Below are 26,381 nucleotides of genomic sequence, written 5' to 3' on the forward strand. Positions count from 1 at the left end.
CCGGACCCCCGGCCGCCCTACCGCTCACTTCTCGAACCGATACCCCATCCCCGGCTCCGTGATGAAGTGCTTCGGGTGCGAGGGATCCGTCTCCAGTTTGCGGCGCAGCTGGGCCATGTACACGCGCAGATAGTTGGTCTCGGTGCCGTACGACGGCCCCCACACCTCCTGGAGCAGCTGCTTCTGGCCGACCAGGCGGCCGGTGTTGCGGACCAGGACCTCCAGCAGGTGCCACTCGGTCGGGGTGAGCCGGACGTCCTTGCCCGCGCGGTTGACCTTCTTGGCGGCCAGGTCGACGGTGAAGCCCTCGGTCTCCACGGTGGTCAGGTCGTCCTCGCCGGGTCCGACCGGCTCGGCCCGGCGTACGGCGGCGCGCAGCCGGGCCAGCAGCTCGTCCATGCCGAAGGGCTTGGTGACGTAGTCGTCGGCGCCCGCGTCCAGCGCCTCGACCTTCTCGTCGGAGGAGTGGCGGGCGGACAGCACCAGGATGGGCACACGGGTCCAGCCGCGCAGGCCCCTGATCACCTCGACACCGTCCATGTCGGGCAGGCCCAGGTCGAGCACGACGGCATCGGGGTGGCGGGACGCGGCGAGTTCGAGGGCGGTACGGCCGTCGGGGGCCGCGTCCACCTCGTACTTGCGTGCCTTGAGGTTGATCACGAGGGCGCGCACGATCTGCGGCTCGTCGTCGACCACGAGCACCCGGGTCATAGGGTCGTCTGCCTTTCTGGTTCTACGAGGTCCCGGCCCGTGTCGAGGGCCTCGGGACGTGATCCTGCCGCGCGGAGGCTGAGCACCATGGTCAGTCCGCCGCCGGGCGTGTCCTCGGCGTTGAGGGTGCCGCCCATGGCCTCCGCGAAGCCGCGGGCGACGGCGAGACCGAGCCCGACCCCGGCGCCGCGCGGGGCGTCACCGTACCGCTGGAACGGCTCGAATATCCGGTCCTTCGCCTCGTCCGGCACGCCCGGCCCGCGGTCCACCACGCGCACCTCGACCCGGTCGGCTATGCCGCTGGCGGTGACCAGCACGCGCCGTCCGCGCGGGCTGTACTTGACGGCGTTCTCCACCAGGTTCGCCATGCACCGCTCCAGCAGCCCGGGGTCGACCGCGACCATGGGCAGCGTCTCGGGGACCTCCAGCTCGACGCTGTCCTCGGGCACACCGACCAGCGCCATCGGAGCCACCTCGTCCACGTCGATCTCACGGATCAGCGGGGTGACCGTGCCGGTCTGGAGGCGGGACATGTCCAGCAGGTTGCCCACGAGGTGGTCGAGGCGGTCGGCGCCCTCCTCGATGCCCTCCAGCAGTTCCGCCCGGTCCTCCTCGGACCAGGCCACGTCGTCGGAGCGCAGCGAGGAGACGGCGGCCTTGATGCCGGCCAGCGGGGTGCGCAGATCGTGGCTGACGGCGGCGAGCAGGGCAGTGCGGATGCGGTTGCCCTCGGCGAGCGCGCGGGCCTGGTCGGCCTCCTCCAGCAGGCGCCGGCGGTCCAGGGCGACCGCGGCCTGCGCGGCGAAGGCGGCGAGGACCCGGCGGTCCTCGGCGGGCAGCACGCGGCCGGTGAGCGCGAGCGCCATGTGGTCGCCGACGGGCATGTCGACGTCGGCGTCCTCGGGCCGCTCCAGCGGGCGCCCGAATCCGGCGCGGCCGGCGCAGGTCCACGGCTCGACGTCGCCCGCCCGCTCCAGCAGCGCGGCCGACTCCATCGCGAAGGTCTCCCGGACCCGCTCCAGCAGCTCCTCCAGGCTGGTCTCGCCGCGCAGCACGTTTCCGGCGAGGAAGGACAGGATCTCCGACTCGGCGCGCAGCCGGGCCGCCTGATGGGTGCGCCGGGCGGCGAGGTCCACCACCGAGGCCACCGACACCGCGACGCACAGGAAGATCACTATGGCGACGATGTTCTTGGGGTCGGCGATGGTCCACCTGTGCAGCGGCGGTGTGTAGAAGTAGTTCAGCAGCAGCGAGCCGAAGGCCACCGAGGCCAGCGCGGGCAGCAGGCCGCCGAGCAGGGCCGCCGCGACCGTGACGGCCAGGAAGACCAGCATGTCGTTGGCGAAGCCGAGGTCGACGGTGTTCAGCAGCGCCGCGAGCGCGGCCGGGCCGCCGAGTCCGGCGAGCCAGCCCGAGACGATCCGGGCCCGCCCGAGCCGTGCGCCCCGGGCCACGGGCAGTCCCCGGCCCTTGGCGACCTCCTCGTGGGTGACGATGTGGACGTCGAGGTCGGGGCCGGAGTCCCGGGCGACCGTGGCGCCGACGCCGGGACCGAAGACGTACTGCCAGGCCTTGCGGCGCGAGGAGCCGAGGACGATCTGGGTGGCGTTCACACCGCGCGCGAAGTCCAGCAGAGCGGCCGGTATGTCGTCGCCGATCACATGGTGGAAGGTGCCGCCCAGGTCCTCCACGAGGGTGCGCTGGACGGCCAGCTCCTTCGGGGAGGCCGCGGTCAGGCCGTCGCTGCGGGCTATGTACACGGCGAGCACCTCGCCGCCGGCGCCCTTCTCGGCGAGCCGGGCCGCCCGCCGGATCAGCGTGCGCCCCTCGGGGCCGCCGGTCAGACCGACCACGATCCGCTCCCGCGAACCCCAGATCTTGGAGACCCGGTGCTCGCTGCGGTAGGCGTTGAGGTACTCGTCGACCCGGTCGGCCACCCACAGCAGCGCCAACTCCCGCAGCGCGGTGAGGTTTCCGGGGCGGAAGTAGTTGGACAGGGCCGCGTCGACCTTGTCCGGCTGGTAGATATTGCCGTGCGCCATCCGGCGGCGCAGGGCCTGCGGGGACATGTCGACCAGCTCGATCTGGTCGGCCCGCCGTACGACCTCGTCCGGGACGGTCTCCTGCTGCCGCACCCCCGTGATCGACTCCACGACATCGCCGAGTGACTCCAGGTGCTGGATGTTGACGGTCGAGATCACGTCGATCCCGGCCGCCAGCAACTCCTCCACGTCCTGCCAGCGCTTGGCGTTGCGCGAGCCCGGGACATTGGTGTGGGCGAGTTCGTCCACCAGGGCGACGGCGGGCGCCCGGCGCAGCACGGCGTCGACGTCCATCTCGCCGAAGAAGGCGTCGCGGTACCGCAGGCGCTTGTGCGGGATCTGCTCCAGGCCGTGCAGCATCACCTCGGTGCGCGACCGGCCGTGGTGCTCCACGAAGGCCACGACACAGTCGGTGCCCCGCTCCGCACGGCGGTGCGCCTCGGACAGCATCGCGAAGGTCTTGCCGACACCCGGTGCCGCGCCGAGGTAGATCCGAAGCTTGCCGCGTGCCATGGCTCCATTGTCTTCCGGTGACTGCCGCATACGCAGCGTCGACCTTACGGCCAACAATCACGGCAAACAGGACAGGAAGGTCGGCAGCGGGCAACTTTGACGTAACTCTGATGAGCGTCTCGCCGTCCGCGCGGGCGAAAACAACGGGCGACAACAGGCGGGAAAGGGCCGCACCCCGGGGTACGGCCCTTCGTCGGCCACGGCGCCTACCGCACCTCGGTGATCTCGGGCCCTCGCTCCAGCTGCCCCATGCCACCCGAGAAGCGGGACTCCTCCTGCTGCACGCCCTCGGGGACCATCTGCGCGTCGTTGGGCAGCTTGAGGACGATCGGGTCGCGGGGCGCCATCGGCCCCTCGCCGCGGACCACGACCGTGTCACGGAAGATCTGCTCCAGCAGCCCGGCGGCCTGCGGCTGCACGGCGCCCTGGCCGGAGATCACACCGCGCAGGAACCAGCGCGGGCCGTCCACGCCGACGAACCGCACGACCTGGAAGCCGCCGGTGCCGTCGGGCAGCTGCACCGGCACCTGGGCGCGCAGCTCCCAGCCGAGCGGGCCCTCGACCTCGTCGACGATGCCACCCTGCTGGGTGATGCCGGCCCCGATCTCCTCGCGGACCTCGCCCCAGATGCCCTCGCGCTTGGGCGCGGCGAAGGCCTGGAGCTGGATGGCGCTGTCGCGCAGCACGACCGTGGCGGCGACGATCGCGTCGCCGGCGACCTCGACCCGCAGCTCCATGCCGTCCACGCCGGGGACGAACAGACCGCCGAGGTCCACCCGGCCCTCGGCCGGTTCGCGCACCTCGGTGCTGTCCCAGGGCCCGTCGGGGCGGGGCCCGGGCTCCAGCCGGACGCGCTCGCGCTCGGCCTCTTCTTCCTCGTCCGCCTCGGTGTCGACGCTGTCGACGACCTGCTCGGCCTCGCCGGCCGCGTCCTCGGCGGCACCCTTCTTCTTGCGACGTCCGAACACGTCACTGTCCTTCCCGGTCGGATACGACCGAAGCGTATCGATTCCCACCCGTCGGACCGCCTACGGCGGCCTGACCGCTTGTGCCGCTCTCGCCGCCCACCGCGGCATGGCCACCGGTGGACCCGAAGCCCCCTTCGGCCCGCGCCGAGTCGGGAAGCTCCGCCACCGGAAGGAAGCGGACCCTCTCGACCTGCTGGACGACCAGTTGGGCAATCCGGTCGAAGCGCTCGAACCGCACGGACTCGCGCGGGTCGAGATTCACCACGATCACCTTGATCTCCCCACGGTACCCGGCATCAACCGTCCCCGGGGCATTCACGAGGGCGACACCGCAGCGGGCGGCCAGACCGGAACGTGGGTGCACGAAGGCCGCGTACCCCTCCGGGAGGGCGATCGACACCCCGGTGGGCAGCACGGCCCGCTCGCCGGGCGCCAGCTCGCACGCCTCGGTGGTGCGCAGATCGGCTCCGGCGTCCCCGGGGTGCTCGTACGCCGGGAGCGGTACGTCGGGGTCGACGCGGCGGATCAGTACGTCGAGGGGGCTACGGCTCACGGGTTCACCTCGAAGGCGCGGGTGCGCCGGATCTGGTCCGGGTCGCTCATGACGGCCTGGATCTCCTCCCGGCGGCCGTGGTCGGTGAAGTGGTCGACCTTCACCTCGATGAAGAGGGCGTCGGCACGGACGGCGACGGGCCCGTCGGGGCCGCCGATGCGTCCGGTGGCCGTGGAGTAGATCTTCCGCCCGGCGACGGCGGTGACCTCGGCCTGCAGGTGGAGCACGGTGCCGACCGGAACGGGCCGCACGAAGTCGGTCTCCAGGCGTCCCGTCACGGCGATGGTCCGCAGCAGCCAGTTCAGCGAGCCGAGGGTCTCGTCCAGGGCCGTGGCCAGCACTCCGCCGTGCGCGAGGCCCGGTGCGCCCTGGTGGGCGGGCTGGACGGTGAACTCGGCGGTCAGCGAGACGTCCTCGCCGGCCCGCGCCTCCAAGTGCAGCCCGTGCGACTGCCCGGGGCCACAGCCGAAACAGTGTTCGTAGTGGGCACCGAGGAGCTCCCCGGGCGCGGGCGCGTCGGGGTGCCGTACCGGTTTCACCGCGTCGGCGGGAGGCTGAAGGCTTGCGGAACTACCACTCACAGGCGCAGACCTTACCCGCGCGTCGGCGCAATACGGATCCCGTGCCAAGCTTGGCTTCATGCAGCTCTCCGCCACCCCGTACGAAGAACGCCTCACCGCCCCCCGCTCGTGGTGGTTCATCAGCTTCCTCGTGGGCGTTTCCTTCGCCCTGATCCTGCTTCCGTTCGGCACGCTGCCGCTGCTCGGCGGTCTGGTCGGCGGTACGGCGGCCGCAGCGGTGGTGGCGAGCGCGTACGGCTCGCCGCGCATCCGGGTCGTGGGCGACGCGCTGATCGCGGGCGAGGCGAAGATCCCGGTGGCGGCGCTCGGCGAGTCGGAGGTGCTGGACCCGGAGGAGGCCCGCGCCTGGCGTACGTACAAGGCCGACACGCGCGCGTTCCTGCTGCTGCGCGCCTACATCCCCACGGCGCTGCGGGTGGAGGTCACCGACCCCGAGGACCCGACGCCGTACCTGTACCTGTCGACGCGTGAGCCGGAGCGGCTGGCGGCGGCGATCGAGGCGGCGCGCACCGCGCACGCCTAAGGCTTGCTTCCCCGGAGCTCGTCGGGGAGGTCGCGGAGCTCCAGGGGCTCCGCCGGCTGATCCAGGGGCGGCTGCTCGGGCAGCTCGTCCCAGGGCACCTGGATCTTGCGCAGGTCGGTGCGGATGCGGGCGGCGAGCCTTCTGGTGTCCCGGCGGTTCATGACCGCGCCGACCGCCGCACCCACCATGAACGGCATGAGGTTGGGCAGGTCCCGGACCATGCGCTTCATGATCCGCTGGCGCAGTTCGCGCTTCATGCGGACGCCGAGGGCGGCGTCGTACGTCGACGGCTTCATTACGTCGATCCCGCGCTCCCCCGCCCAGGAGGACAGATACGCGGTGCTGCGGGTTCCGAGGTTTCCCGGCGGGCGGACGCCGTAGACCTCGTGGAGTTCGGCGACGAGCTTGAGTTCGATCGCGGCGACCCCGGTGATCTCCGCGGCCAGCTCGGTCGGCATGGCGGGCGGCACGGGCAGCATCGCCGCCGCTCCGATCCCGGCCCCGACCGTCGAGGTGCCGGCCGCTGCGCCCGCCACGAGTTTGTCGGCGAGTTCCTCGGGGCCGAGGCCCGGGAACTGCCTGCGCAGGGCCGTGAGGTCGCGTACGGGGACACGCGGGGCGATCTCGATGATCCGGTCCGCGAGGTACGCCAGCCCCTCGCGGGCGCGGCTGGCGCCCTTACGGGCCCCTTCCCGGGCGATGTCCCAGGCCTTGTCGCGCATCACCACGACTCTCCCCCGGGCTCCCGGCTCCGCGTGGGCAGCGGGCATCCCCGTCCGGGCGACGGGCGCGGGCTGCACGTCCGGTGCCGGGATGTCCTCCCGGTCGTCCACCGGTGCGAGCGAGGCTCCCCTGCCGGACGAGCCCCGCTCCTGTTCACGCGTGCCGTGCGGGCCGCCGGACGGCCCTGAGTCCGCTTTCCGCTCCCGGAAGCGGCGCTTCCGAGGAGGGGTCGAGCCAGTCATGGCCGACCCGTCCTCAGTCGCAGTCGCGGCAGATCGGCTGACCGTTCTTCTCGCGGGCCAGCTGGCTGCGGTGGTGCACCAGGAAGCAGCTCATGCAGGTGAACTCGTCCTGCTGCTTCGGCAGCACCCGGACGGCCAGCTCCTCGTTCGAGAGGTCGGCGCCGGGCAGCTCAAGGCCTTCGGCGGCCTCGAACTCGTCGACGTCGACCGACGAGGTGGACTTGTCGTTCCGCCTGGCCTTCAGCTCTTCCAGGCTGTCCGAGTCGACGTCGTCGTCGGTCTTGCGTGGAGTGTCGTAATCGGTTGCCATATCGCTCTCCCCCTCTGGGTGTCTGCGGTGTCTCCAGCGCACGTAACGCGTGAGAGGCCGGACTTGTGCCCGACCTGAGGCGGAGATTTTGCCTCACATCAAGGTCTGTTACTCAATCGACACCCAACCCGACCCCTCAAGAGTGATCGGCTTGGATGGCGGTGAGGACCGTACACGGTTCGAATGTCGCACCTCAAAGGCGCCTCACCGTGTACTTCCCGTGATCAAGACCCCTGAAAACCAGGACTTTCCCGGCTTTCCACCTTGTGTCATGATCACGGAGAGTACATGGCTGAAAATCCGCCCATGTGATTGATCACACAGCAAGAACCTCGTGAGAGGTCCTGAAAATTCCGCGTAAAGCGAACATCCTCCGCGTGTGTCGGTCCTCTGTCACAGCGGCAGCGTGACGCGCATCACCAGGCCACCGCCCTCGCGGGGCTGGGCCGCGATGTGGCCGCCGTGCGCGCGGGCCACGGACCGGACGATGGACAGGCCGAGGCCGACGCCCCTGTCGCTGCCCGTGCGCTCCGTTCGCAGCCGCCGGAAGGGCTCGAAGAGGTTGTCGATCTCGTACGCCGGCACCACCGGCCCGGTGTTCGTGACGGTCAGCACCGCCTGGCCGTGCTGGACCTCGGTGTTCACCTCGACCCAGCCGTCCTCGCTGACGTTGTACCGCACCGCGTTCTGCACCAGGTTCAGCGCGATCCGCTCCAGCAGCACGCCGTTGCCCTGCACCACGGCCGGCTTGCGCTCGCCGCGGATCTTCACGCCCTTGGCCTCGGCCTCCGCGTGCACCTGGTCGATGGCCTGGGTGGCCACCTCGGCCAGGTCGACCGGCTTGCGCTCGACGATCTGGTTGTCGCTGCGGGCGAGCAGCAGCAGGCCCTCGACCAGCTGTTCGCTGCGCTCGTTGGTGGCGAGCAGGGTCTTGCCGAGCTGTTGCAGCTCCACCGGCGCGTTCGGGTCCGACAGATGCACTTCGAGGAGCGTGCGGTTGATCGCGAGCGGGGTGCGCAGCTCGTGGGAGGCGTTGCCCACGAAGCGCTGCTGGGCGGTGAAGGCCCGTTGCAGCCGCTCCAGCATGTCGTCGAAGGTGTCGGCCAGCTCCTTCAGCTCGTCGTCCGGGCCGTCCAGCTCGATCCGGCGGGACAGGTCCGAACCGGCCACCTGACGGGCGGTACGGGTGATCCGGCCGAGCGGGGACAGCACGCGGCCGGCCATCGCGTAGCCGAACGCGAAGGCGATCACCGCGAGGCCCAGCAGGGCCAGCAGCGAGCGGCTGAGCAGGTCGTCCAGGGCCGCCTGGCGCTGCTGGTCCACGCAGTGGGCGATCGCGTCGTTGAAGTCCGAGAGCGGCAGGCTGGTCGTGTTGATCGCGGGGCACTTGCCGCTGGAGACCTGGAGCTTGTCGAAGCTGACGATCTTGAACAGCGGCTGGTTGCCGGTGCTGATCGCCTGCGCGGCCAGCAGGTAGATGATCGACAGCAGCAGGATGCCTGCGATCAGGAACATGCCGCCGTACAGCAGCGTGAGCCGTATGCGGATGGTGGGGCGCAGCCAGGGGAACGGGGGCTGCGGTCTCCTGGGGTCCCAGGTGGGCTTCGGTGGCGCCTGAGGCGGCGCGGGTGTCGCGGCCACGGGGATCAGATCCGGTAGCCGGAGCCGGGCACGGTGACGATGACCGGCGGCTCGCCCAGCTTGCGGCGCAGCGTCATCACCGTCACGCGCACCACGTTGGTGAACGGGTCGGTGTTCTCGTCCCAGGCCTTCTCCAGCAGCTGCTCGGCCGAGACGACCGCGCCCTCGCTGCGCATCAGGACCTCCAGGACCGCGAACTCCTTGGGCGCGAGCTGGACCTCCTTGCCGTCCCGGAAGACCTCGCGGCGGTTGGGGTCGAGCTTGATGCCGGCGCGCTCCAGAACGGGCGGCAGCGGCACGCTCGTACGGCGGCCGAGGGCGCGCACGCGCGCGATCAGCTCGCTGAACGCGAAGGGCTTGGGCAGATAGTCGTCGGCGCCGATCTCCAGGCCCTCGACACGGTCGCTGACGTCGCCGGACGCGGTGAGCATGAGCACGCGCGTGGGCATGCCCAGTTCGACGATCTTGCGGCAGACGTCGTCGCCGTGCACCAGCGGGAGGTCGCGGTCGAGGACGACCACGTCGTAGTCGTTGACGCCGATGCGCTCCAGGGCGGCCGCACCGTCGTACACGACGTCGACGGCCATGGCCTCCCGGCGCAGTCCGGTGGCCACCGCATCGGCGAGCAGCTGCTCGTCCTCGACGACGAGTACGCGCACGTCGCTTGTCCTTCCTCAGGTCCACCCGCGTAGCGCGCCGTGGGCGCGTGCGGGCAGGAGTGTTCGTGGGGTGTGACCTCCATCCTGCCCTTTTCGGCCGTAAGTCGGCTGTAAGGCGGGTTGCGGACCGCAGGGACCGGCGTTCCGGGGCGGGAATACGAGATTTTCTCCTCCGGTTGAGGTTTCCGGGTGAGGGAGCGGGGGGAGGACGGCTGGTACACCCCGCGATCACGCTCTGCATGTGCCGCAGCACCATGCGGTACCCGGCCGCCGCTTCTCGCAGAGCGGGCGTGGGTGTCCGGCACCGTCGCCGCCCGGCAGGGCAGCGCTGGGCACCCGCGAGAGCCGTGATCGCCCCTTTCCCGACGGCACACCCCCGTGCCACCGACCCACGACCCAGGACGAGGGGGCGCAGCATGGACGCTTTCACCGCAGGACTTCTGCAGCGCATAAAGGCGACCGAGTCCGACCTGTCGCGGGCTCGTGACGAGGGCGACGACTTCCTCGTCGAGGTGGAGCAGGCAGAGCTCGACGACCTGCGACGCCTCGCCGCCGAACACGGTGTGGAGGTCGGCGCGTCACGCGTCTGATCGACCCGGAGCGCAAGGACGGGACCCCCGGCGAATCCAGCGCCGGGGGTCCCGTCTGTCCTACGTGCGCATCCGCGGCCTCAGGCCGGCTCAGTCATGCCACGCCCCGAAGTCCTCCAGCAGCTCCTGGAGCGGCTCGAAGACCCCCGGTGACCCGGCGATGGTCAGCTCCCGCGACGGGCCGTCCCCGGGCCGCCCGCCCACCAGCGCGCCCGCCTCCCGGGCGATGAGGTCCCCCGCGGCGAAGTCCCACGCGTTGAGCCCGCGCTCGTAGTACCCGTCCAGCCGGCCGCAGGCCACGTCGCACAGGTCGATCGCCGCCGAGCCGCCGCGCCGGATGTCGCGCAGCAGCGGGATCAGCCGGGCGGCCACCTCGGCCTGGTGGGTGCGGACCTCGGCGACGTAGTTGAAGCCGGTGGAGACCAGCGCCTGGTCCAGCGGGGGCGCGGGGCGGCAGGCGAGCGCCCGCTCGCCCTCCCATGCACCCGTCGCCCACGCGCCGCCACCACGCACGGCGTGGTACGTCTCACCGCGCATCGGCGCCGCCACGACCCCGACGACGGTCTCGCCGTCCTGCTGTGCGGCGATGGAGACCGCCCAGGTCGGCAGTCCGTACAGGTAGTTGACGGTGCCGTCGAGCGGGTCGATGACCCAGCGGACGCCGCTCGTGCCCTCGGCGGAGGCACCCTCCTCACCGAGGAAGCCGTCGCCGGGCCGCCGGCCGGAGATCAGGTCGGTGATCAGTTTCTCCGCCGCGATGTCCATCTCGGTGACGACGTCGATCGGGCTCGACTTGGTCTTCGCCACGGCCAGGTCGGCCGGGCGGCCGTCCCGCAGCAGCTCTCCGGCGCGGCGGGCGGCCTTCAGGGCCAGTTCCAGCAGGTCCCGGTGCAGGGGGTCGGTCACGGGGCTCCTCACGCGTAGGGGCTGTCGGCACCGGCGGCGGCCGGGTGAGGTGCGCGGGCGGGGCAGCAGCCGACCGGGCAGAGGTTGTGGCTCGCGCCCAGCGCGCCCAGGGCGCAGGGGGTGATCTCCTGGCCGCGCTCCACGGCGGCACGCTCGGTGATCAGCTCACGGACGGCGGCGGCGAAGCGCGGGTCGGCGCCGACCGTGGCCGAGCGGCGCACCGGCAGGCCCAGCTCCTCGGCCTTGGCCTTTGCCTCGGTGTCGAGGTCGTAGAGGACCTCCATGTGGTCGGAGACGAAGCCGATGGGCGCCATGACGACGGCCGGGACGCCCGCCGCGTGCTGCTCCTCCAGGTGGTCGCAGATGTCCGGCTCCAGCCACGGGACGTGCGGGGCGCCGGAACGCGACTGGTAGACGAGCCGCCAGGGGTGGTCCACGCCGGTGCGTTCGCGGACGGCGTCGGCGATCAGCTGGGCCACGTCCAGGTGCTGCTCGACGTACGCACCCCCCTCGCCGTGGGCCTCGACGGGACCGGAGGCGTCGGCGGCGGAGGTCGGGATGGAGTGCGTGGTGAAGGCGATGTGAGCGCCCGCGCGGACGTCCTCGGGGAGGTCGGCGAGGGAGCGCAACACGCCGTCGATCATGGGCTCCACGAAGCCGGGGTGGTTGAAGTAGTGCCGCAGCTTGTCGATCTTCGGCAGCTCAAGGCCTTCGGCCTGGAGGGCGGCCAGCGCGTCGGCGAGGTTCTCGCGGTACTGCCGGCAGCCCGAGTAGGAGGCGTAGGCGCTGGTGGCGAGCACGAGGATGCGGCGGCGGCCGTCGGCGACCATCTCGCGCAGGGTGTCCGTGAGGTACGGCGCCCAGTTGCGGTTGCCCCAGTAGACCGGCAGGTCCAGGCCGTGCTCGGCGAAGTCCTTGCGCAGGGCGTCCAGCAGGGCGCGGTTCTGGTCGTTGATGGGGCTGACCCCGCCGAACAGGAAGTAGTGCTGCCCGACTTCCTTCAGGCGTTCCTTCGGGATGCCCCGCCCGCGCGTGACGTTCTCCAGGAACGGGACCACGTCGTCCGGGCCTTCGGGGCCGCCGAAGGAGAGCAGGAGCAGGGCGTCGTACGGGGTGGCATCGAGCGCGTCTGGCATGACCCGATCCTCCCACCCGCCGCTGACAGTCGGGAAACAGCCGGGTGACGAGTCGGGTTCCAGCGGGTTTATGGCGTTTTACTCCGCTGCCTGTCCCGCAGTCTTTCCCGTCGGTAATCGAGGTGCGCTTAGGGTTCCCTAACTCGTAATCTGTATCGGCCGCATTCGCGCCTTACCGAGCCGCCCGGAGACCACGTGCCCAGCCCCTACAGAGCCCTGTTCGCCAAGCCCGGCACGAAGGCGTTCTCCGCCGCTGGATTCCTCGGCCGGATGCCGCTGTCGATGATGGGCATCGGCGTGGTCACGATGATCTCCCAACTGACCGGCCGTTACGGCCTCGCCGGCGCGCTCTCGGCCACCATCGCACTGTCCGCCGCGGCGATCGGCCCGCAGATCTCCCGGCTGGTCGACCGGCACGGGCAGCGCCGGGTGCTGCGCCCGGCGACCCTGGTCGCGCTCACGGCGGCGGCCGGGCTGCTGTTCACCGCACACCTGGGATGGCCGGACTGGGTGCTGTTCGTGTGCGCCGCCGGGATCGGCTCCGTGCCGAGCCTGGGCGCGATGATCCGGGCCCGCTGGGCGGCGCTGTACCGGGGCACCCCGAAGCTGCACACGGCGTACTCGTTCGAGTCGGTCGTGGACGAGATGTGCTTCATCTTCGGCCCGATCATCTCCATCGGGCTGTCCACGGCCTGGTTCCCGGAGGCCGGTCCGCTGCTGGCCGCCTGCTTCCTGGCGGCCGGCGTCTTCTGGCTCACGGCCCAGCGCGCCACCGAGCCGGAGCCACATCCGCGCGAGCACCACGGCGGTGGCACGGCCCTGCGCTCGCCGGGGCTCCAGGTGCTGGTGGCCACCTTCGTGGCGACCGGCGCGATCTTCGGCGCTGTGGACGTGGTCACCGTCGCCTTCGCCGACGAGCGCGGCCACAAGGGCGCGGCCAGCGTCGTACTGGCGGTGTACGCGGCCGGTTCCTGTGCGGCCGGGGTGGTCTTCGGGCTGCTGCGGTTCGCCGGGGCGCCGGAACGCCGCTGGCTGCTGGGCGTGGCGGCGATGGCCGTGAGTATGATCCCCCTCCTACTGGTCGGAAACTTGCCGCTTCTGGCCGTGGCGCTGTTCGTTGCGGGGATGGCCGTCGCGCCGACGATGATCACCACGATGTCCCTCATCGAAGAGCACGTACCTCGCGCGAAACTCACCGAGGGCATGACCTGGGTGAGCACCGGCCTCGCGGTCGGTGTCGCGCTCGGCTCGTCCGTGGCCGGCTCGGTGATCGACGCAGCCGGGGCGCGGGCCGGGTACGGGGTTCCGGCGGTGTCCGGGGCCGTCGCGGTCGCGGTCGGTTTCCTCGGGTACCGCCGGCTGCGCAGGCCGGCCGCGGGTCGGGGAGGCACCGTTGAGCAGCACAGCGAGCGGGAAGAACGGCACCTGGCGTAACTGGGGCGGGAACGTCACCGCCCGGCCCGCCCGGCAGGTCGAGCCGGCCTCGGTGGAGGAGCTGGCCGAGGCGGTGCGCCGGGCCCGGGAGGACGGCCTGAAGGTCAAGGCGGTCGGTACGGGCCACTCGTTCACGTCGATCGCGGCCACCGACGGTGTGTTGATCCGCCCTCAACTGTTGACCGGTATCCGCAACATTGACCGGGAAGCCATGACCGTCACGGTCGAGGCGGGCACCCCGCTCAAGAGGCTCAATGCCGCTCTCGCGCGCGAGGGCCTGTCGCTCACCAACATGGGCGACATCATGGAGCAGACCGTCTCCGGGGCCACCAGCACCGGCACGCACGGCACGGGCCGCGAGTCCGGCTCGATCGCCGCCCAGATCACGGGGCTCGAACTCGTCACGGCCGACGGCTCGGTGCTCGCCTGCTCCGAGAAGGAGAACCCCGATGTCTTCGCCGCCGCCCGAATAGGCCTCGGCGCCCTCGGCATCGTCACCGCGATCACGTTCGCCGTGGAGCCCCTCTTCCTGCTCACCGCGCGCGAGGAGCCGATGCCGTTCGAGCGGGTCCTCGCCGAGTTCGATCAACTGTGGGCCGAGAACGAGCACTTCGAGTTCTACTGGTTCCCGCACACCGGCAACACCAACACCAAGCGCAACAACCGCAGCGCGGGCCCGGAGCAGCCGGTGGGACAGCTGGCCGGCTGGTTCGAGGACGAGTTCCTCTCCAACGGCGTGTTCCAGGTGGCCCAGTGGGTCGGCCGCGCCGCCCCCGCCACCATTCCCACGATCGCGCGGATCTCCAGCAAGGCCCTGTCCGCGCGGACGTACACCGACATCCCCTACAAAGTCTTCACCTCACCGCGCCGGGTGCGCTTCGTGGAGATGGAGTACGCCGTGCCACGCGCGGCCCTGGGGGAGACGTTGCGCGAGCTGAAGACCATGGTCGACCGCTCGGGCCTGCGCGTCAGCTTCCCCGTCGAGGTGCGTACGGCCCCGGCGGACGACATCGCCCTGTCCACCGCCTCCGGCCGGGACAGCGCCTACATCGCCGTCCACATGTTCCGGGGCACGCCGTACCAGGCGTACTTCACCGCCGCCGAGCGCATCTTCACCGCGCACGAGGGCCGGCCGCACTGGGGCAAGGTGCACACCCGGGACGCCGAGTACTTCGCGCGCGTGTACCCGCGTTTCGGCGAGTTCACTGCGCTGAGGGACCGGCTTGACCCGGATCGGCTGTTCCAGAACGACTACGTGCGGAGGGTTCTGGGGGCGTAGGCGTCGCGGCGGACCCGCTGGGCGTCGGGGTCGGGGTGGCCGGGGACTGGCTCGGCCGCCCGCTCGGGGAGTCGCCGGGCACCGGCGCCGTGCTGTGCGTCGCGGCACCGCCGGAACCCGGTGTGTGCTCGTGGGACGGCGTGTCCGAGGGGGCCGGTGCCTCGTCGGTCCGGGAAGGCGTGCCGGACGTCGAGGAGGACGCGCCCCGTCCGGAAACGGCGTCGCTGACCGTCGTACCCGCACCGCCGCTGAAGCTGCTGCCGGAGACCAGTTCGTACGTCGTGATGCCGGCCATCGTGACGCCGAAGACCAGCGCGGCCGCGACGACCGGCCGCCGCCAACTCTTTTTCACACGCGCGCGGTAGACGGTCCCCGCGGTGAACTCCCCCGGAGCCGGTGCCACTTGCTCCCTGGGACGGGCCGCGACCGTCGCCTCCCGCAACTGCTCCCCGGTCCGCTTGAAGAAGTGCTGGAACAGCGAACCGCCACAGGTGGCGACGACGCTGACGATTCCCGCGCCGAGGATCGTGCCGTACACCCCGAAGTACGACGCCAGTTTGGCCGCCACGACCGCCGCCAGGGCACTGCCCGCGACCTGGGGCACGCTCAGGTCGATCCGCTTGCGACCTGCATCGGGCGTCTCACGCATACCCGGAACTTGCCTGCCTTTCCCGTACTTGATCGACATTGACCAGCCGACCACACGAGAAGGGACGTACAACAGAAACCATTAGTTCCGTTTCTGGGGATTGCGTGAAGTTCGCCACGTTCATGATCAGCAGAACCGCTTGCCGGGCCCCAAGTCGCGGCCCTTGCCAGAAGTTGGGCGGCGCGCCCATCCACGCACATGGTCCAAATGGAGTACTGTTGCGAGCCCTGGGCCCGGTCTCCTACCAGGGTGTCCGGGGCCTTGCAGGACCGCCGGGAGGGGGCTAGTTGCACAGGGTGACGGAGTTGGTCACTTAGCGTTGCGAACAGGTAACCGTGCCATAACGGCGGCCCAGGGCCCGTGCCCGACACGCCGGGCAACTCGGCAAGGTTGTGGCAGGCTGCACCCGGGCAGGCCACACTCGACTAGCGGAAGCAGCGACGCACGTGACGTCGGCAGGCACCACCCGGGAGGTCCCCATGCCCGAACTGCGTGTCGTGGCCGTCTCGAATGACGGCACACGGCTGGTGCTCAAAGCTGCCGACGCGACGGAGTACACCCTTCCGATCGACGAACGGCTCCGCGCCGCCGTGCGCGGCGACCGGCCCCGCCTCGGCCAGATCGAGATCGAGGTCGAGAGCCATCTGCGCCCGCGTGACATCCAGGCGCGGATACGCGCGGGTGCCACTGCGGAAGAGGTCGCGCAGCTCGCCGGCATCCCCGTCGACCGGGTCCGCCGCTTCGAGGGTCCCGTGCTGGCCGAGCGCGCCTTCATGGCCGAGCGCGCCCGCAAGACCCCGGTCCGCCGCCCCGGCGAGAACTCCGGCCCGCTGCTCGGCGAGGCCGTCCAGGAGCGGCTGTTGCTGCGCGGCGCCGAGAAGGACACCGTGCAGTGGGACTCCTGGCGCCGCGACGACGGCACCTGGGAGGTGCTTCTCGTCTACCGGGTCGCGGGCGAACCGCACTCGGCGAGCTGGACGTACGACCCGCCCCGGCGGCTCGTGCAGGCCGTGGACGCCGAGGCACGCTCGCTGATCGGCGAGTCCGACGATCTCGCCGTGCCCGAGCCGAGCTTCCCGTTCGTCCCACGCATCGCCCGGCTGCCGCGCGAGCGTTCGATGGACCGCGCCCTCGACCGCGGTGAGCGCGAGCGGCCGAGCCTGCCCGCACAGCCGTCCGAGCCGCCCGAGGAGACGACGAGCGAACGCGACTCGCTCACCAGCCTCCTGGAGGCCGTGCCGAGCTTCCGCGGCGACCTGGTGGTCCCGGAGCGCCCGGCGGAGGCCGTGGAAGAGCCCGTCGACGAACCGGCGGCCGAGGAGCCGCCGGCACCCGCCGCCTCGGCCGGTTCGGCCTACGCGGACGTCCTCATGCCCCGTTCCGTCGGCAGCCACCGCGACCGGCTCATCGGTGCCACCGACCGCCAGGCCGAGGCCGACGGCGTCCGTCCCGGCCGCCGCGCCGCCGTCCCGAGCTGGGACGAGATCGTGTTCGGCACGCGCCGCAAGAAACAGGAGTAACCAGCCGTCCGGAAATGGACAGCGGGGGCACGCGTGCGTGCCCCCGCTTCCGGCTGTCGTTACTGCGGGTCCGCCCCCACCGCCACCGGGCGGTCCGGGTCGGCGGACCACTCGGACCAGGAGCCGACGTACAGGGCCGCCGGGATGCCCGCCACGGCCAGCGCGAGGACCTCGTGGGCGGCGGAGACGCCCGAGCCGCAGTACACGCCCACCTCGGCGTCCGCCGCGACACCCAGGGCCTTGAACCGGTCACGCAGTTCGGCCGCGGGCAGGAAGCGGCCGTCGGGGCCCACGTTCTCCGTCGTCGGCGCCGACACCGCGCCCGGAATGTGCCCGCCGACCCGGTCGATCGGCTCCACCTCGCCCCGGTACCGCTCCCCCGCGCGCGCGTCCAGCAGCACGCCCGTACGAGCCAGGACGGCGGCCGCGTCCGCGTCCAGCAGTCCGCCTGCGGCCGGCTCCGGCCGGAAGTCGCCCTCCGCCGGATCCGGGGTCTGCGTGGACAGTTCGCCCTCCCAGGACGGCAACCCGCCGTCGAGGACCCGCACGTCCGGGTGACCCGTCCAGCGCAGCAGCCACCACGCGCGCGCGGCGGCCCAGCCCTGGCCACCGTCGTACACGACGACCGGCCGCCCCGCCGACACACCCGCACGGCGCATCGCGGCGCCGAACTCCTCGATGTCCGGCAGCGGATGACGGCCGCTCTCCCCGGGCTCCGAGGCGAGCTCCCGGTCCAGGTCGACGAAGACCGCGCCGGGGATGTGCCCGGCGGCGTACTCGGCCCGCCCGTCGAAGGCCGGCGCGCCGGCCGCCTTCGCCAGGCTCAGCTGCCAGCGCACGTCCAGCAGCACCGGCGGGCGGTCGCCGGTCAGTTCGTGTGCGAGATCGGTTGCGGTGATGATGGCGTTCATGGCGTCCATGCATACGCCAGGGGTGGCCACGGCGTCCAGGTCCGGCTACTCTGCTCGGCCGGACACGCTCGATCACCAAGCGTAGGGGATCGAGCACGTGCTGTACCGCCGACGGACACCCACCGGCCACCGCAAGGCAGCGCCGAAAGTCGGCAGAACGGGCATCCTCCCGGAGGTGTCGCCGAGCGGCGGCGCGGTATGGCCCGCCGTGGCGTGGAGGATGCGGGCACCGGCACGGGCGTACCCGCCGCGCCGGCGTGGACACCCCTCCCCGGCGGGGGAGCGGAAGCGACACGGCCACCGTGAGGGGGCCGGGGAGAGAGTGATCGATGACGGAGGCACGGGAGTCGGCCGGTCCGCGCGCGCGGCGCGCGCCCGGCACGCCCTGCTGGGTGAGTCTGATGGCGCACGGGCTGACCGCCACCGAGGAGTTCTACGGCGAGCTGTTCGGCTGGGAGTTCCGGCCGGGCCCACAGCAGCTCGGCCCGTATGTGCGGGCACTGCTCGACGGGCACGAGGTGGCCGGTATGGGCCAGCTGCCGCCGGACCGCCGGCTGCCGATCGCCTGGACGCCGTACTTCGCCTCGGACGATGTGGACGGTACGGCGGACACGGTGCGGGAGTGCGGCGGCACGGTGGCGGTCGGCCCGCTGGACGCCGCCGAGGCCGGGCGGATGGCCATCGCCGCCGACCCCTCCGGGGCGGTGTTCGGGATCTGGCAGGGCTCGGCGCGCCTCGGCACCGCGATCACCGGTGTGCCCGGGACGCCGGCCTGGAACGAGCTGGTGACGTTCGAGACGGAGAGCGTCGCCAAGTTCTACACGACCGTGTTCGGCTACGAGGCGGAGCCGGTGGTGTCCGCCGACTTCGACTACGTGACCCTGCACCTCGACGGCCGTCCGGTCGCCGGGCTGCACGGCGTGGGCCACGGCCTGCCCCGGGACCGGGGGCCGCACTGGCAGACGTACTTCGAGGTCGCCGACGCCGAGCTGACGCTGCGCCAGGTGACGGAGCTGGGCGGCCGGGTCGTCCGGCAGGCGCACGACAGCCCGCACGGGCGCGTGGCGACGGTGGCGGACCCGGAGGGCGCGGAGTTCTCGGTGCTCCAGGACCCGCACTGAGCGCTGGGATTCAGTTGGCCGTGGAAATTCGGCCGGCTCCGGGGCTTCAGCCGACTCTGGGGCTTCAGCCGGCCGAGACCGGCAGGACGTCCGGGGACAGGGCCGCCGCGCGGGCCGACGCGGCGGTCATCCGGCGCCGGTGGTGGCGGCGGCACAGCACCTCGTAGCCGACCTCTCCGGTGGACTGGTCGACGTCGCCGACGACGACCTGGGCGCCCTCGACCACCATCTCGCCGCCGACCGTGCGGGCGTTGTGCGTGGCGCGGGCGCCGCACCAGCACAGCGCCTCCACCTGGAGCACCTCGATGCGGTCGGCCAGCTCGACCAGCCGCTGGGAGCCGGGGAAGAGCTTGGAGCGGAAGTCCGTGGTGATCCCGAAGGCGTACACGTCCAGGCCGAGATCGTCCACCACGCGCGCGAGCTGGTCGATCTGCTCGGGCGCGAGGAACTGCGCCTCGTCCGCGATCACATAGTCGGCCCGGCGACCCTGGGAGAGGTGCTCCACGAGGGAGGCGTACAGATCCTGGTCGTCCGCGACCTCCACGGCGTCGGTGACCAGGCCGAGCCGCGAGGACAGCTTGCCCTCGCCCGCGCGGTCGTTCCGGGTGAAGATCATCCCGACGAGGCCCCGCGCGGAGCGGTTGTGCTCGATCTGCAGAGCCAGCGTCGACTTCCCGCAGTCCATCGTTCCGGAGAAGAACACCAGCTCGGGCATGAGGAGTTGAGCACCTTTCGGCGAAGAGTCGGGACAGCGGGCTTCAGGAGCGTACTTCGAGCAGCGGGACAAGCTGCTCGGCGGGAGTCATCGAGCCGTGGTTGCCGACGAGCGCCGACTCCTTGGGCTCCCGCTCGGTGGCGATGATCAGGACGTCGTCGTGCGCGGCCGCGATCACGTCCCCGAGCCTGGCGTACACCCGCTCGTCGACGTGCGGCCCGAACCAGCCCGCCGCGATCGCCTCGTCCCGCGAGGCCACCCAGAACTGCTCGCCGAGCACCTCGCGCCAGCAGGTCAGTACGTCGTTCTCGGCGCCCGGCACCGCGTACACGTGCCGCGCACGGCCCTCGCCGCCGAGCAGGGCGACCCCGGCCCGCAGCTCCCAGTCCGTGTCGAAGTCGATGCGGTGCTCGTCGTCGAACGGCACGTCGACCATGCCGTGGTCGGCGGTGACGTAGAGCGCGCTGCGCGGGGGCAGTTGCTCGGCGAGGCGCTGCGCGAGCCGGTCGACGTACATCAGCTGGCCGCGCCAGGTGTCGGAGGCGACGCCGTAGCGGTGCCCGGAGCCGTCCAGCTCGGAGTAGTACGTGTAGACCAGCGAGCGGTCCCCGGCGGCCAGTTGCTCGGCGGCGACGTCCATGCGCTCCTCGCCGGTCAGCCGGCCGTGGAAGGTGCCGCCGCTGAGCGCGATCTTGGTGAGCGGGGTGTGCTGGAAGGCCGGCGAGGACACCTGGGCGGAGTGCACCCCGGCCTCGTGGGCCAGCTGGAAGACGGTGGGGTACGGCTGCCAGGGGCGCGGGTCGGTGTACGGCTGGAAGCGGAGCTGGTTCATCAGCGCGCCGGTGTCCGGGTTGCGCACGGTGTAGCCGGGCAGGCCGTGGGCGCCGGGCGGCAGGCCGGTGCCGACGGAGGCGAGGGAGGTTGCTGTGGTCGCCGGGTAGCCGGCGGTGAGCGGACGGCCGGTGCCGCCGCGCGAGCTGCCGAGCAGCGAGGTCAGGAAGGGGGCCTCGTCGGGGTGGGCCCTCAGCTGCTCCCAGCCGAGCCCGTCGACCAGGAAGACACAGACCCGGTCGGCCGCGGTCAGTTCCGGAATCGTGGCGGTCAGGCCGGGTACGCCCATCCCTGCGGCCAGGGTGGGCAGCAGGTCGGCGAGGGAGCCGGTGCCGTACTCGGGCAGCGGGGCGGTGCCGAGGGCGAGGGGCTCCGGGTGGTCCCAGGCGGAGGAGAGTTGGGTCATCAGCGCGTGATGTCCGCGGTCGCCTCCGAGATGGACTGCGCGAAGGCGAGCGCCTGGCGCACCGTCTCCGGGCCGTCCCCGGCCTCGCTGACGCGCAGGCTGAGGTCGTCCGCCGTGGAGCTGCCCGTGTAGCCGTGGTCGGCGTCGCAGTTGGGGTCGCCGCAGGCGGCGGGCTCCAGGTCGATGCGGCTGACCGCGCCCCAGCCGATGGTCAGCACGACCTCGCGGGGCAGGGTGCCCGGCGCGTACTGCTCGGGGTTCGCCACGACCCGGCTGACCACGACCGAGGAGATCCGGCCGAGCTTCACGGACTCGGTGGAGGTGGTCGCGTACGGCGTCGGGGAGGTGCTGTCGGCGGCCTGCTCGTCGGTGTGGCTGACGATGAAGCGGTTGCCGGTGAGGACCAGGACGGTCACATGCCGGCGCACCTCGTTCTGGTCGAACGTGGTCTCCTGGTGGACCAGGTACGACCGGATCGGCTCGCCGCCCACGGCGGCCTCCACCGCCTCGGCCACGAGGGCCGGGTAGTAGCCGCTGCGCTCGATCGCCGCGCGCAGCCCCTGGGTCGTCGTACTGGTCTTGGCCATGGCGTCCATCCTAATCCGTGGGCAGGGGCGCTCCGGGCCAGTCGGCAGGACCGGGGGCGGGCCGTTCACGCGCGCGTGGGTGCCTGTGGACAAGCCCCGGCAGGATGTCCAGCCCCTCCGCGGCCACCAGGCACGAGACCGGTGCGGGCCCGCCGGCGTCCGCCTCGAAGGCCACCACGACGGGCGGCGTCTCGCCGAGCGCTCGCCGCAGCCGGGCCGTCTCCTCGGCGGTGGGCTCGCGGAAGACGGGGTCCTGGAAGGCGGAGGGGCACGCGACGAAGCCCGGGGCGGTGAAGACGACCTCCAGGCCGTGGTGGTACGTGAGGTCGTGGCCGGCGGCCAGCCGCAGGTGCCCGCCGTCCCAGACGATCACTTCCCAGTCCCACCAGCTGCCCTCGGGCAGGTGCCGGCCGGCGATCTCCATGGGCTCCTGCTTCAGTAGGCGGGCATCGTGCGCGGACCCAGGTCGTCGCGGGCGGGCGGCGGCGCGAGCCGGACCGTGGCGCCGAGCACGCTGACGCCGTGCGGGGCGACGACGACCGGCTCCAGGGTGACCGCGACCACCTCCGGGTGATCGTCGACCAGCCGGGACACCCGCAGCAGCAGCTCCTCCAGCGCCGGGGTGTCGACAGGCGTGGAGCCGCGCCAGCCGAACAGCAGCGGGGCCGTGCGGATCGACCGCACGAGCGACGTCGCCTCGCGGTCGGTGACCGGGACCAGCCGGTGCGCCATGTCACCGAGCAGCTGGGAGGCGGCCCCGGCGAGCCCGAAGGACAGCACGGCGCCCGCGGCGGGATCGATCACCGCGCGTACGACCGTGTCGACACCCCGGGGCGCCATGCCCTGGACCACCGGCCGCAGATCCTCCGGCGTCCCGAACAGCTCGGTCAACTCGGCATACGCCCGGCGCAGTTGCTCCTCGTCCGCGAGATCGAGGCGTACGCCGCCCAGGTCCGCGCGGTGCCGCAGATGCGGGGCGGTGGCCTTGAGGGCGACCGGATAGCCGAGGGCGCGGGCGGCTTCGGCGGCGGCGTCGGGGGTGGGGGCGGGCAGGGCCCGGCGGACACGGATGCCGTACTTCCCGAGCAGCTCGCAGGTCTCGGCGGCGGGGATCGTGAGCCCTTCCCCGCGCGCGAGCAACTCCCCGATCAGCCGGGCGGCCCCCTTCTCGTCGATGTCGTCGTACTCCGGAACCTTCCCGGGATCGGCCGCCTCCCGCCGCCACTGCCCGTACTTCACGGCTTCGGCGAGGGCCCGGACCGCGCGTTCGGCGGCGGGGTAGGCGGGGATGAGGCGGGTGCCGTCGGGGGGTGGCACCGTCGCATCGCCTCGGACGGCGGGCTCCCTGCCGACCGCGTCCGCCATGGCGTGGGGCTCACTGCCGCTCGCACGGGCCGTGGGCGCCGCCCAGGGGGGCGGCGGTACCGCCCCGGCGCCCGCCCTCGCGGTGGGCAGGTCCGCAGGGCGATGGGGGTCCCCCCGCTCGAAACGGTGGGCACCGCCTGCCGTTCCGGGTGCCTTGTCAGCGGCCGCGGGTGCGGTACTGGCCGCAGCCGACAACGCCTGTGCGAGCCCCCCGAGCTCCACGTGCACCACCAGCACCGGCTTGCCCGGAACGGCCGCCGCCGCGGACCTGAGCGCCTCCGCCAGCTCCGCGTCCCCCGGCGAGCCCTCCCCGATCGCCGGGATCGCCGTCACCACGACGGAGTCGACCGTGTCGTCGGCCAGCGCGGCGGACAGCGCCCGGTGGAAGTCCTCCGCCGTCGCCCCGGTCGTCAGGTCCACCGGCCGGGCCGGCCGCAGGCCCTCCGCGAGGCAGCGGTCGTACGCCAGCGCCCCCAGCGACTCGGAGTTGCCGAGGATCGCCACCCTCGGCCCGGCCGGCAGCGGCTGGCGGGCGAGCAGCAGGCCGGTGTCGACCAGTTCCGTGATCGTGTCGACCCGGAGCACCCCGGCCTGCCGCAGCAGCGCGGAGACGGTGGCGTGCGGCAGCCGGGTCGCGCGCACCGCGTGCCCCTGCGGCGCGGAGCCGACCCCCTGCACCACGACGAGCGGCTTCGCCGCCGCCGTCCGCCGCGCGAGGCGGGTGAACTTGCGCGGGTTGCCGATGGATTCCAGGTACATGAGGGCGACGTCGGTCTCGGGGTCGTCGTACCAGTACTGCAGGACGTCGTTGCCGGAGACGTCCGCGCGGTTGCCGGCGGAGACGAACGTGGAGACGCCCGTGACCCCGGTGACCCCTCCCCCGCGCCGGTGCAGCCGGGACAGCAGGGCGATGCCGATGGCGCCGGACTGGGCGAACAACCCGATGCGGCCGGGGCGGGGCATCTCGGGGGCGAGCGAGGCGTTCAGCCGGACGCCGGGGGCGGTGTTGATGATGCCGAAGGCGTTGGGGCCGATGAGCCGCATGCCGTACGCGCGCGCGTGCCGCACGAGGGCCCGCTGCCGCTCCCGCCCTTCGGGCCCGCTCTCGGCATATCCGGCGGACAGGACGACGAGCCCCTGCACACCGTGCTCACCGCACTCGGCGACCACGGCGGGCACGTGATCGGCCGGTACGGCGATCACGGCGAGGTCGACCGGGCCGTCGATCTCCCGCACCGAGCGGTGCGCGGGCACCCCGTCGACCTCCTTGAGGTCCTCGGGGAAGGCCCGGTTCACGGCGTGCAGCCGGCCGCTGTAGCCGCCGTCCCGGATGTTGTCGAGGACGCTGCGGCCGACTCCTCCGGGAGCTCGGCCGACGCCGATGACCGCCACCGAACCGGGCGCGAGCAGCCGCCGTACCGAGCGGGCCTCGGCGCGCTGCTCCCGCGCGCGCTGCACGGCGAGCGAGCGGTCGGTGGGTTCGAGGTCGAACTCCAGGCGGACGACGCCGTCCTCGAAGCTGCGCTTCTGGGTGTACCCGGCGTCCGTGAACACCTTGATCATCTTGGTGTTGGCGGGCAGCACCTCGGCGGCGAAGCGGCGGATGCCGCGCTCACGCGCGACGGCCGCGACGTGCTCCAGCAGGGCGGAGGCGACCCCGCGGCCCTGGTGCGCGTCCTGCACCAGGAAGGCGACCTCGGCCTCGTCGGCCGGCGCGGAGGCGGGCAGACCGTCGGCGCCGATGCGGTCATAGCGTACGGTGGCGATGAACTCGCCGCCGATGGTGGCCGCGAGTCCCACCCGGTCCACAAAGTCGTGGTGCGTGAAGCGGTGGACGTCCTTGGCGGACAGTCGTGGGTACGGCGCGAAGAAGCGGTAGTACTTCGACTCGTCCGAGACCTGCTCGTAGAAGCTGACCAGGCGGTCGGCGTCATCAACGGTGATGGGCCGGATGCGCGCGGTACCCCCGTCGCGCAGCACCACGTCCGCCTCCCAGTGGGCGGGGTACTCGTGCCGGTCCTGCCGGCCCGCCGAGGTCTGCATGGGCCCCAGAGTACGGCTCGCGTCCGACAACGGCGCGAGGCAGTCTGTGGAGGACGAAAACCCGGACCGAGGCCGCGGTCCGACGACACGCCAGGGGCGGACGGACGTCCGCTCCGGGCATGCTTCACGATATGGGAAACTGGTCTAGACAACCCTGAACACCGAAGGGCAGCAACACATGGCTGAGCGCCGCGTCAACGTCGGCTGGGCCGAGGGCCTCCACGCCCGCCCCGCCTCCATCTTCGTCCGAGCCGCCACGGCCGCAGGCGTCCCGGTGACGATCGCCAAGGCTGACGGCACCCCCGTCAACGCGGCCTCCATGCTGGCCGTCCTCGGCCTCGGCGCCCAGGGGGGCGAGGAGATCGTCCTCGCCTCCGACGCCGAGGGCGCGGACATCGCCCTGGACCGGCTGGCCAAGCTGGTCGCCGAGGGTCTGGAAGAACTGCCCGAGACGGTCTGACCGCCCACGCGCAGAACCGCGAAGCCGCGTCGCCCTTTCCGGGCGGCGCGGCTTCGCCGTTTCCCGGGCGGCACAGCTCGGCCGCCTTTCGGGAATACGCGGGCACACCAGCAATTCAGGCAGCGGAAATACACCGCGCCGAATTACTCTTCTTTGTATACGGCGCGCGTGTTAATGCCGCGGGCCCGACGTGTTTACGACGTGTTGCGAAGTCCTCACACGCTCACCGGCACCGGAAAAGCGCAGCCGGTGCGCGGCCGTCGTGCGCTCGCCGTGCAGCGCCGTGAGCGCCCGCGCGCGCTCGCCGTCGCCGCGCGCCACCGCGTCCACGATCGCGCCGTGCTCCGCCCAGGCATCGGCCGGGCTGGGCGGCGCCTCCACCGTGTACATCCAGGCGATCTTGTGCCGCAGCTGGGTCAGCATGGAGGTCAGCGACGGGCTGCCGCAGGCCTGGGCGAGCGTCTCGTGGAACCAGCCGCCCAGCGAGCGCAGATCCTCGCTGCTGCCCCGTCGGGCCCGCTCCTGACCCAGCCTCACCAGGCCGCGCAGCACCTTGAGATGCGCCTCCGTGCGCCGCTGGGCGGCCCGGGCGGCCCCGAGCGGCTCCAGGAGCATGCGCATCTCCAGCAGGTCGGCGGCCTCCTGCTCGGTCGGCTCGGCCACGCACGCGCCCGCGTGCCGGCGCGTCACCACGAAGCCCTCCGCCTCCAGAGTGCGCAGCGCCTCGCGGACGGGGACGCGCGAGACGCCGTAACGACGCGCCAGGACTTCCTCGGTCAGCCGGCTGCCGCGCTCGTAGACACCGGCGACGATGTCGTCCCGGATCGCCGTGCATACCGAGTGCGCCGGAATACGCATGACCGACCTCCGCCTTAATCCCCGTGAAACGTCGACGATGGACGTGTGTTCCGTGACTCTATTCCAATGAGCCGGAATTTCCGACGGCGGGCCGGAATCCATGG

At 72.2% G+C, this 26,381-nt stretch carries 26 protein-coding genes; 7 read left to right on the forward strand and 19 right to left on the reverse strand.

Annotation, left to right across the window (positions count from 1 at the left end; translation table 11 throughout):
- Positions 1-24: 24 nt before the first annotated feature.
- The 5 genes from O1G22_RS10995 to O1G22_RS11015 form a co-directional block, all read right to left on the reverse strand.
- Positions 25-711 carry a response regulator gene (locus O1G22_RS10995; protein ID WP_225102025.1) on the reverse strand — a complete coding sequence of 229 codons (687 nt, stop codon included), beginning with the start codon at positions 709-711 and terminating at the stop codon, positions 25-27.
- Positions 708-3,266: an ATP-binding protein gene (locus tag O1G22_RS11000; protein ID WP_270081196.1), complete on the reverse strand. Its 2,559-nt coding sequence runs from the start codon at positions 3,264-3,266 to the stop codon at positions 708-710. Before O1G22_RS11000 ends, O1G22_RS10995 begins: the two co-directional genes overlap by 4 nt.
- A gap of 206 nt (positions 3,267-3,472) precedes the next feature.
- Entirely contained in the window at positions 3,473-4,234 is a 762-nt protein-coding gene (locus O1G22_RS11005; RefSeq protein WP_225102023.1) for a DUF3710 domain-containing protein, read from the reverse strand.
- Between the two features lies 1 nt (position 4,235).
- Complete coding sequence (gene dut, locus O1G22_RS11010; protein ID WP_270081197.1) at positions 4,236-4,787, reverse strand: dUTP diphosphatase; 552 nt, start codon at positions 4,785-4,787, stop codon at positions 4,236-4,238.
- Positions 4,784-5,368 carry a PaaI family thioesterase gene (locus O1G22_RS11015; RefSeq protein WP_270081198.1) on the reverse strand — a complete coding sequence of 195 codons (585 nt, stop codon included), beginning with the start codon at positions 5,366-5,368 and terminating at the stop codon, positions 4,784-4,786. Before O1G22_RS11015 ends, dut begins: the two co-directional genes overlap by 4 nt.
- A 58-nt stretch (positions 5,369-5,426) precedes the next feature.
- Between O1G22_RS11015 and O1G22_RS11020 the strand changes: the two genes are divergently transcribed.
- Positions 5,427-5,891 (forward strand): DUF3093 domain-containing protein, encoded by a 465-nt coding sequence (locus O1G22_RS11020; RefSeq protein ID WP_270081199.1) that lies wholly within the window; start codon positions 5,427-5,429, stop codon positions 5,889-5,891.
- Here O1G22_RS11020 and O1G22_RS11025 read toward each other — a convergent pair.
- The 4 genes from O1G22_RS11025 to O1G22_RS11040 form a co-directional block, all read right to left on the reverse strand.
- Positions 5,888-6,856: a hypothetical protein gene (locus tag O1G22_RS11025; RefSeq protein ID WP_270081200.1), complete on the reverse strand. Its 969-nt coding sequence runs from the start codon at positions 6,854-6,856 to the stop codon at positions 5,888-5,890. The two genes, O1G22_RS11020 and O1G22_RS11025, sit on opposite strands and share 4 nt — an antisense overlap.
- 13 nt (positions 6,857-6,869) lie before the next feature.
- A complete protein-coding gene (locus tag O1G22_RS11030) occupies positions 6,870-7,166 on the reverse strand; it encodes a DUF4193 domain-containing protein (RefSeq protein ID WP_003997302.1) in 297 nt (98 codons plus the stop codon).
- Positions 7,167-7,559: 393 nt separating this feature from the next.
- Positions 7,560-8,807: a sensor histidine kinase gene (locus O1G22_RS11035; protein WP_270081201.1), complete on the reverse strand. Its 1,248-nt coding sequence runs from the start codon at positions 8,805-8,807 to the stop codon at positions 7,560-7,562.
- 5 nt (positions 8,808-8,812) lie between these two features.
- Positions 8,813-9,466 carry a response regulator transcription factor gene (locus O1G22_RS11040; protein ID WP_003993508.1) on the reverse strand — a complete coding sequence of 218 codons (654 nt, stop codon included), beginning with the start codon at positions 9,464-9,466 and terminating at the stop codon, positions 8,813-8,815.
- A 416-nt stretch (positions 9,467-9,882) separates the two neighbouring features.
- On the opposite strand from O1G22_RS11040, the gene O1G22_RS11045 reads away from it, so the two are divergent.
- Positions 9,883-10,056 carry a hypothetical protein gene (locus O1G22_RS11045; RefSeq protein ID WP_167381439.1) on the forward strand — a complete coding sequence of 58 codons (174 nt, stop codon included), beginning with the start codon at positions 9,883-9,885 and terminating at the stop codon, positions 10,054-10,056.
- 90 nt (positions 10,057-10,146) lie between these two features.
- On the opposite strand, the gene O1G22_RS11050 is transcribed toward O1G22_RS11045, so the two are convergent.
- A complete protein-coding gene (locus O1G22_RS11050) occupies positions 10,147-10,962 on the reverse strand; it encodes an inositol monophosphatase family protein (protein WP_270081202.1) in 816 nt (271 codons plus the stop codon).
- 8 nt (positions 10,963-10,970) lie between these two features.
- Positions 10,971-12,098, reverse strand: a complete 1,128-nt coding sequence (locus O1G22_RS11055) for a ferrochelatase (RefSeq protein WP_270081203.1) — start codon at positions 12,096-12,098, stop codon at positions 10,971-10,973.
- A gap of 195 nt (positions 12,099-12,293) precedes the next feature.
- On the opposite strand from O1G22_RS11055, the gene O1G22_RS11060 reads away from it, so the two are divergent.
- On the forward strand, positions 12,294-13,532 hold the full coding sequence (locus O1G22_RS11060; RefSeq protein WP_270081204.1) for an MFS transporter: 1,239 nt from the start codon (positions 12,294-12,296) through the stop codon (positions 13,530-13,532).
- Entirely contained in the window at positions 13,492-14,811 is a 1,320-nt protein-coding gene (locus tag O1G22_RS11065; RefSeq protein WP_270081205.1) for a D-arabinono-1,4-lactone oxidase, read from the forward strand. The genes O1G22_RS11060 and O1G22_RS11065 overlap by 41 nt, the downstream gene beginning before the upstream one ends.
- Here O1G22_RS11065 and O1G22_RS11070 read toward each other — a convergent pair.
- Positions 14,735-15,460, reverse strand: a complete 726-nt coding sequence (locus tag O1G22_RS11070; RefSeq protein WP_270081206.1) for a RodZ family helix-turn-helix domain-containing protein — start codon at positions 15,458-15,460, stop codon at positions 14,735-14,737. The two genes, O1G22_RS11065 and O1G22_RS11070, sit on opposite strands and share 77 nt — an antisense overlap.
- A gap of 479 nt (positions 15,461-15,939) precedes the next feature.
- Between O1G22_RS11070 and sepH the strand changes: the two genes are divergently transcribed.
- Positions 15,940-16,980: a septation protein SepH gene (sepH, locus tag O1G22_RS11075; RefSeq protein ID WP_225102012.1), complete on the forward strand. Its 1,041-nt coding sequence runs from the start codon at positions 15,940-15,942 to the stop codon at positions 16,978-16,980.
- Between the two features lie 59 nt (positions 16,981-17,039).
- Here the strand turns inward: sepH and O1G22_RS11080 are convergent, their stop codons facing one another.
- The gene (locus O1G22_RS11080) at positions 17,040-17,891 is read right to left on the reverse strand and encodes a sulfurtransferase (RefSeq protein WP_270081207.1); all 852 of its coding nucleotides are present in this window, start codon (positions 17,889-17,891) and stop codon (positions 17,040-17,042) included.
- 329 nt (positions 17,892-18,220) lie between these two features.
- Here O1G22_RS11080 and O1G22_RS11085 point away from each other — a divergent pair, with 329 nt between their 5' ends.
- Positions 18,221-19,012 (forward strand): VOC family protein, encoded by a 792-nt coding sequence (locus O1G22_RS11085; protein ID WP_270081208.1) that lies wholly within the window; start codon positions 18,221-18,223, stop codon positions 19,010-19,012.
- 64 nt (positions 19,013-19,076) lie between these two features.
- Here the strand turns inward: O1G22_RS11085 and O1G22_RS11090 are convergent, their stop codons facing one another.
- The 5 genes from O1G22_RS11090 to O1G22_RS11110 are packed head-to-tail and all read right to left on the reverse strand — an operon-like array spanning position 19,077 to position 24,959.
- Complete coding sequence (locus O1G22_RS11090) at positions 19,077-19,727, reverse strand: thymidine kinase (protein WP_270081209.1); 651 nt, start codon at positions 19,725-19,727, stop codon at positions 19,077-19,079.
- Between the two features lie 43 nt (positions 19,728-19,770).
- Positions 19,771-20,964 (reverse strand): alkaline phosphatase family protein, encoded by a 1,194-nt coding sequence (locus O1G22_RS11095; protein WP_270081210.1) that lies wholly within the window; start codon positions 20,962-20,964, stop codon positions 19,771-19,773.
- Entirely contained in the window at positions 20,964-21,551 is a 588-nt protein-coding gene (locus O1G22_RS11100; RefSeq protein ID WP_270081211.1) for a DUF5998 family protein, read from the reverse strand. Before O1G22_RS11100 ends, O1G22_RS11095 begins: the two co-directional genes overlap by 1 nt.
- A gap of 10 nt (positions 21,552-21,561) precedes the next feature.
- On the reverse strand, positions 21,562-21,975 hold the full coding sequence (locus O1G22_RS11105) for a hypothetical protein (RefSeq protein ID WP_270081212.1): 414 nt from the start codon (positions 21,973-21,975) through the stop codon (positions 21,562-21,564).
- Between the two features lie 11 nt (positions 21,976-21,986).
- The gene (locus O1G22_RS11110) at positions 21,987-24,959 is read right to left on the reverse strand and encodes a bifunctional acetate--CoA ligase family protein/GNAT family N-acetyltransferase (RefSeq protein ID WP_270081213.1); all 2,973 of its coding nucleotides are present in this window, start codon (positions 24,957-24,959) and stop codon (positions 21,987-21,989) included.
- Positions 24,960-25,137: 178 nt separating this feature from the next.
- On the opposite strand from O1G22_RS11110, the gene O1G22_RS11115 reads away from it, so the two are divergent.
- Positions 25,138-25,419 (forward strand): HPr family phosphocarrier protein, encoded by a 282-nt coding sequence (locus tag O1G22_RS11115; RefSeq protein WP_225100986.1) that lies wholly within the window; start codon positions 25,138-25,140, stop codon positions 25,417-25,419.
- Between the two features lie 171 nt (positions 25,420-25,590).
- Here O1G22_RS11115 and O1G22_RS11120 read toward each other — a convergent pair whose 3' ends face one another.
- Positions 25,591-26,277: a GntR family transcriptional regulator gene (locus tag O1G22_RS11120; protein ID WP_270081214.1), complete on the reverse strand. Its 687-nt coding sequence runs from the start codon at positions 26,275-26,277 to the stop codon at positions 25,591-25,593.
- Between the last annotated feature and the right edge of the window lie 104 nt (positions 26,278-26,381).

It is taken from the genome of Streptomyces camelliae (assembly GCF_027625935.1).
Lineage (GTDB): Bacteria > Actinomycetota > Actinomycetes > Streptomycetales > Streptomycetaceae > Streptomyces > Streptomyces camelliae.

Coding starts and splice junctions, on each gene's coding strand:
- O1G22_RS11115 (WP_225100986.1), top strand. CDS start 25,138: ATGGCTGAGCGCCGCGTCAACGTCGGCTGGGCCGAGGGCCTCCACGCC.
- sepH (WP_225102012.1), top strand. CDS start 15,940: ATGCCCGAACTGCGTGTCGTGGCCGTCTCGAATGACGGCACACGGCTG.
- O1G22_RS11025 (WP_270081200.1), bottom strand. CDS start 6,856: ATGACTGGCTCGACCCCTCCTCGGAAGCGCCGCTTCCGGGAGCGGAAA.
- O1G22_RS11070 (WP_270081206.1), bottom strand. CDS start 15,460: ATGCGTGAGACGCCCGATGCAGGTCGCAAGCGGATCGACCTGAGCGTG.
- O1G22_RS11045 (WP_167381439.1), top strand. CDS start 9,883: ATGGACGCTTTCACCGCAGGACTTCTGCAGCGCATAAAGGCGACCGAG.
- O1G22_RS11105 (WP_270081212.1), bottom strand. CDS start 21,975: ATGGAGATCGCCGGCCGGCACCTGCCCGAGGGCAGCTGGTGGGACTGG.
- O1G22_RS11055 (WP_270081203.1), bottom strand. CDS start 12,098: ATGCCAGACGCGCTCGATGCCACCCCGTACGACGCCCTGCTCCTGCTC.
- O1G22_RS11120 (WP_270081214.1), bottom strand. CDS start 26,277: ATGCGTATTCCGGCGCACTCGGTATGCACGGCGATCCGGGACGACATC.
- O1G22_RS11030 (WP_003997302.1), bottom strand. CDS start 7,166: ATGGCAACCGATTACGACACTCCACGCAAGACCGACGACGACGTCGAC.
- O1G22_RS11095 (WP_270081210.1), bottom strand. CDS start 20,964: ATGACCCAACTCTCCTCCGCCTGGGACCACCCGGAGCCCCTCGCCCTC.
- O1G22_RS11090 (WP_270081209.1), bottom strand. CDS start 19,727: ATGCCCGAGCTGGTGTTCTTCTCCGGAACGATGGACTGCGGGAAGTCG.
- O1G22_RS10995 (WP_225102025.1), bottom strand. CDS start 711: ATGACCCGGGTGCTCGTGGTCGACGACGAGCCGCAGATCGTGCGCGCC.
- O1G22_RS11020 (WP_270081199.1), top strand. CDS start 5,427: ATGCAGCTCTCCGCCACCCCGTACGAAGAACGCCTCACCGCCCCCCGC.
- O1G22_RS11085 (WP_270081208.1), top strand. CDS start 18,221: ATGACGGAGGCACGGGAGTCGGCCGGTCCGCGCGCGCGGCGCGCGCCC.
- O1G22_RS11100 (WP_270081211.1), bottom strand. CDS start 21,551: ATGGCCAAGACCAGTACGACGACCCAGGGGCTGCGCGCGGCGATCGAG.
- O1G22_RS11000 (WP_270081196.1), bottom strand. CDS start 3,266: ATGGCACGCGGCAAGCTTCGGATCTACCTCGGCGCGGCACCGGGTGTC.
- O1G22_RS11080 (WP_270081207.1), bottom strand. CDS start 17,891: ATGAACGCCATCATCACCGCAACCGATCTCGCACACGAACTGACCGGC.
- O1G22_RS11110 (WP_270081213.1), bottom strand. CDS start 24,959: ATGCAGACCTCGGCGGGCCGGCAGGACCGGCACGAGTACCCCGCCCAC.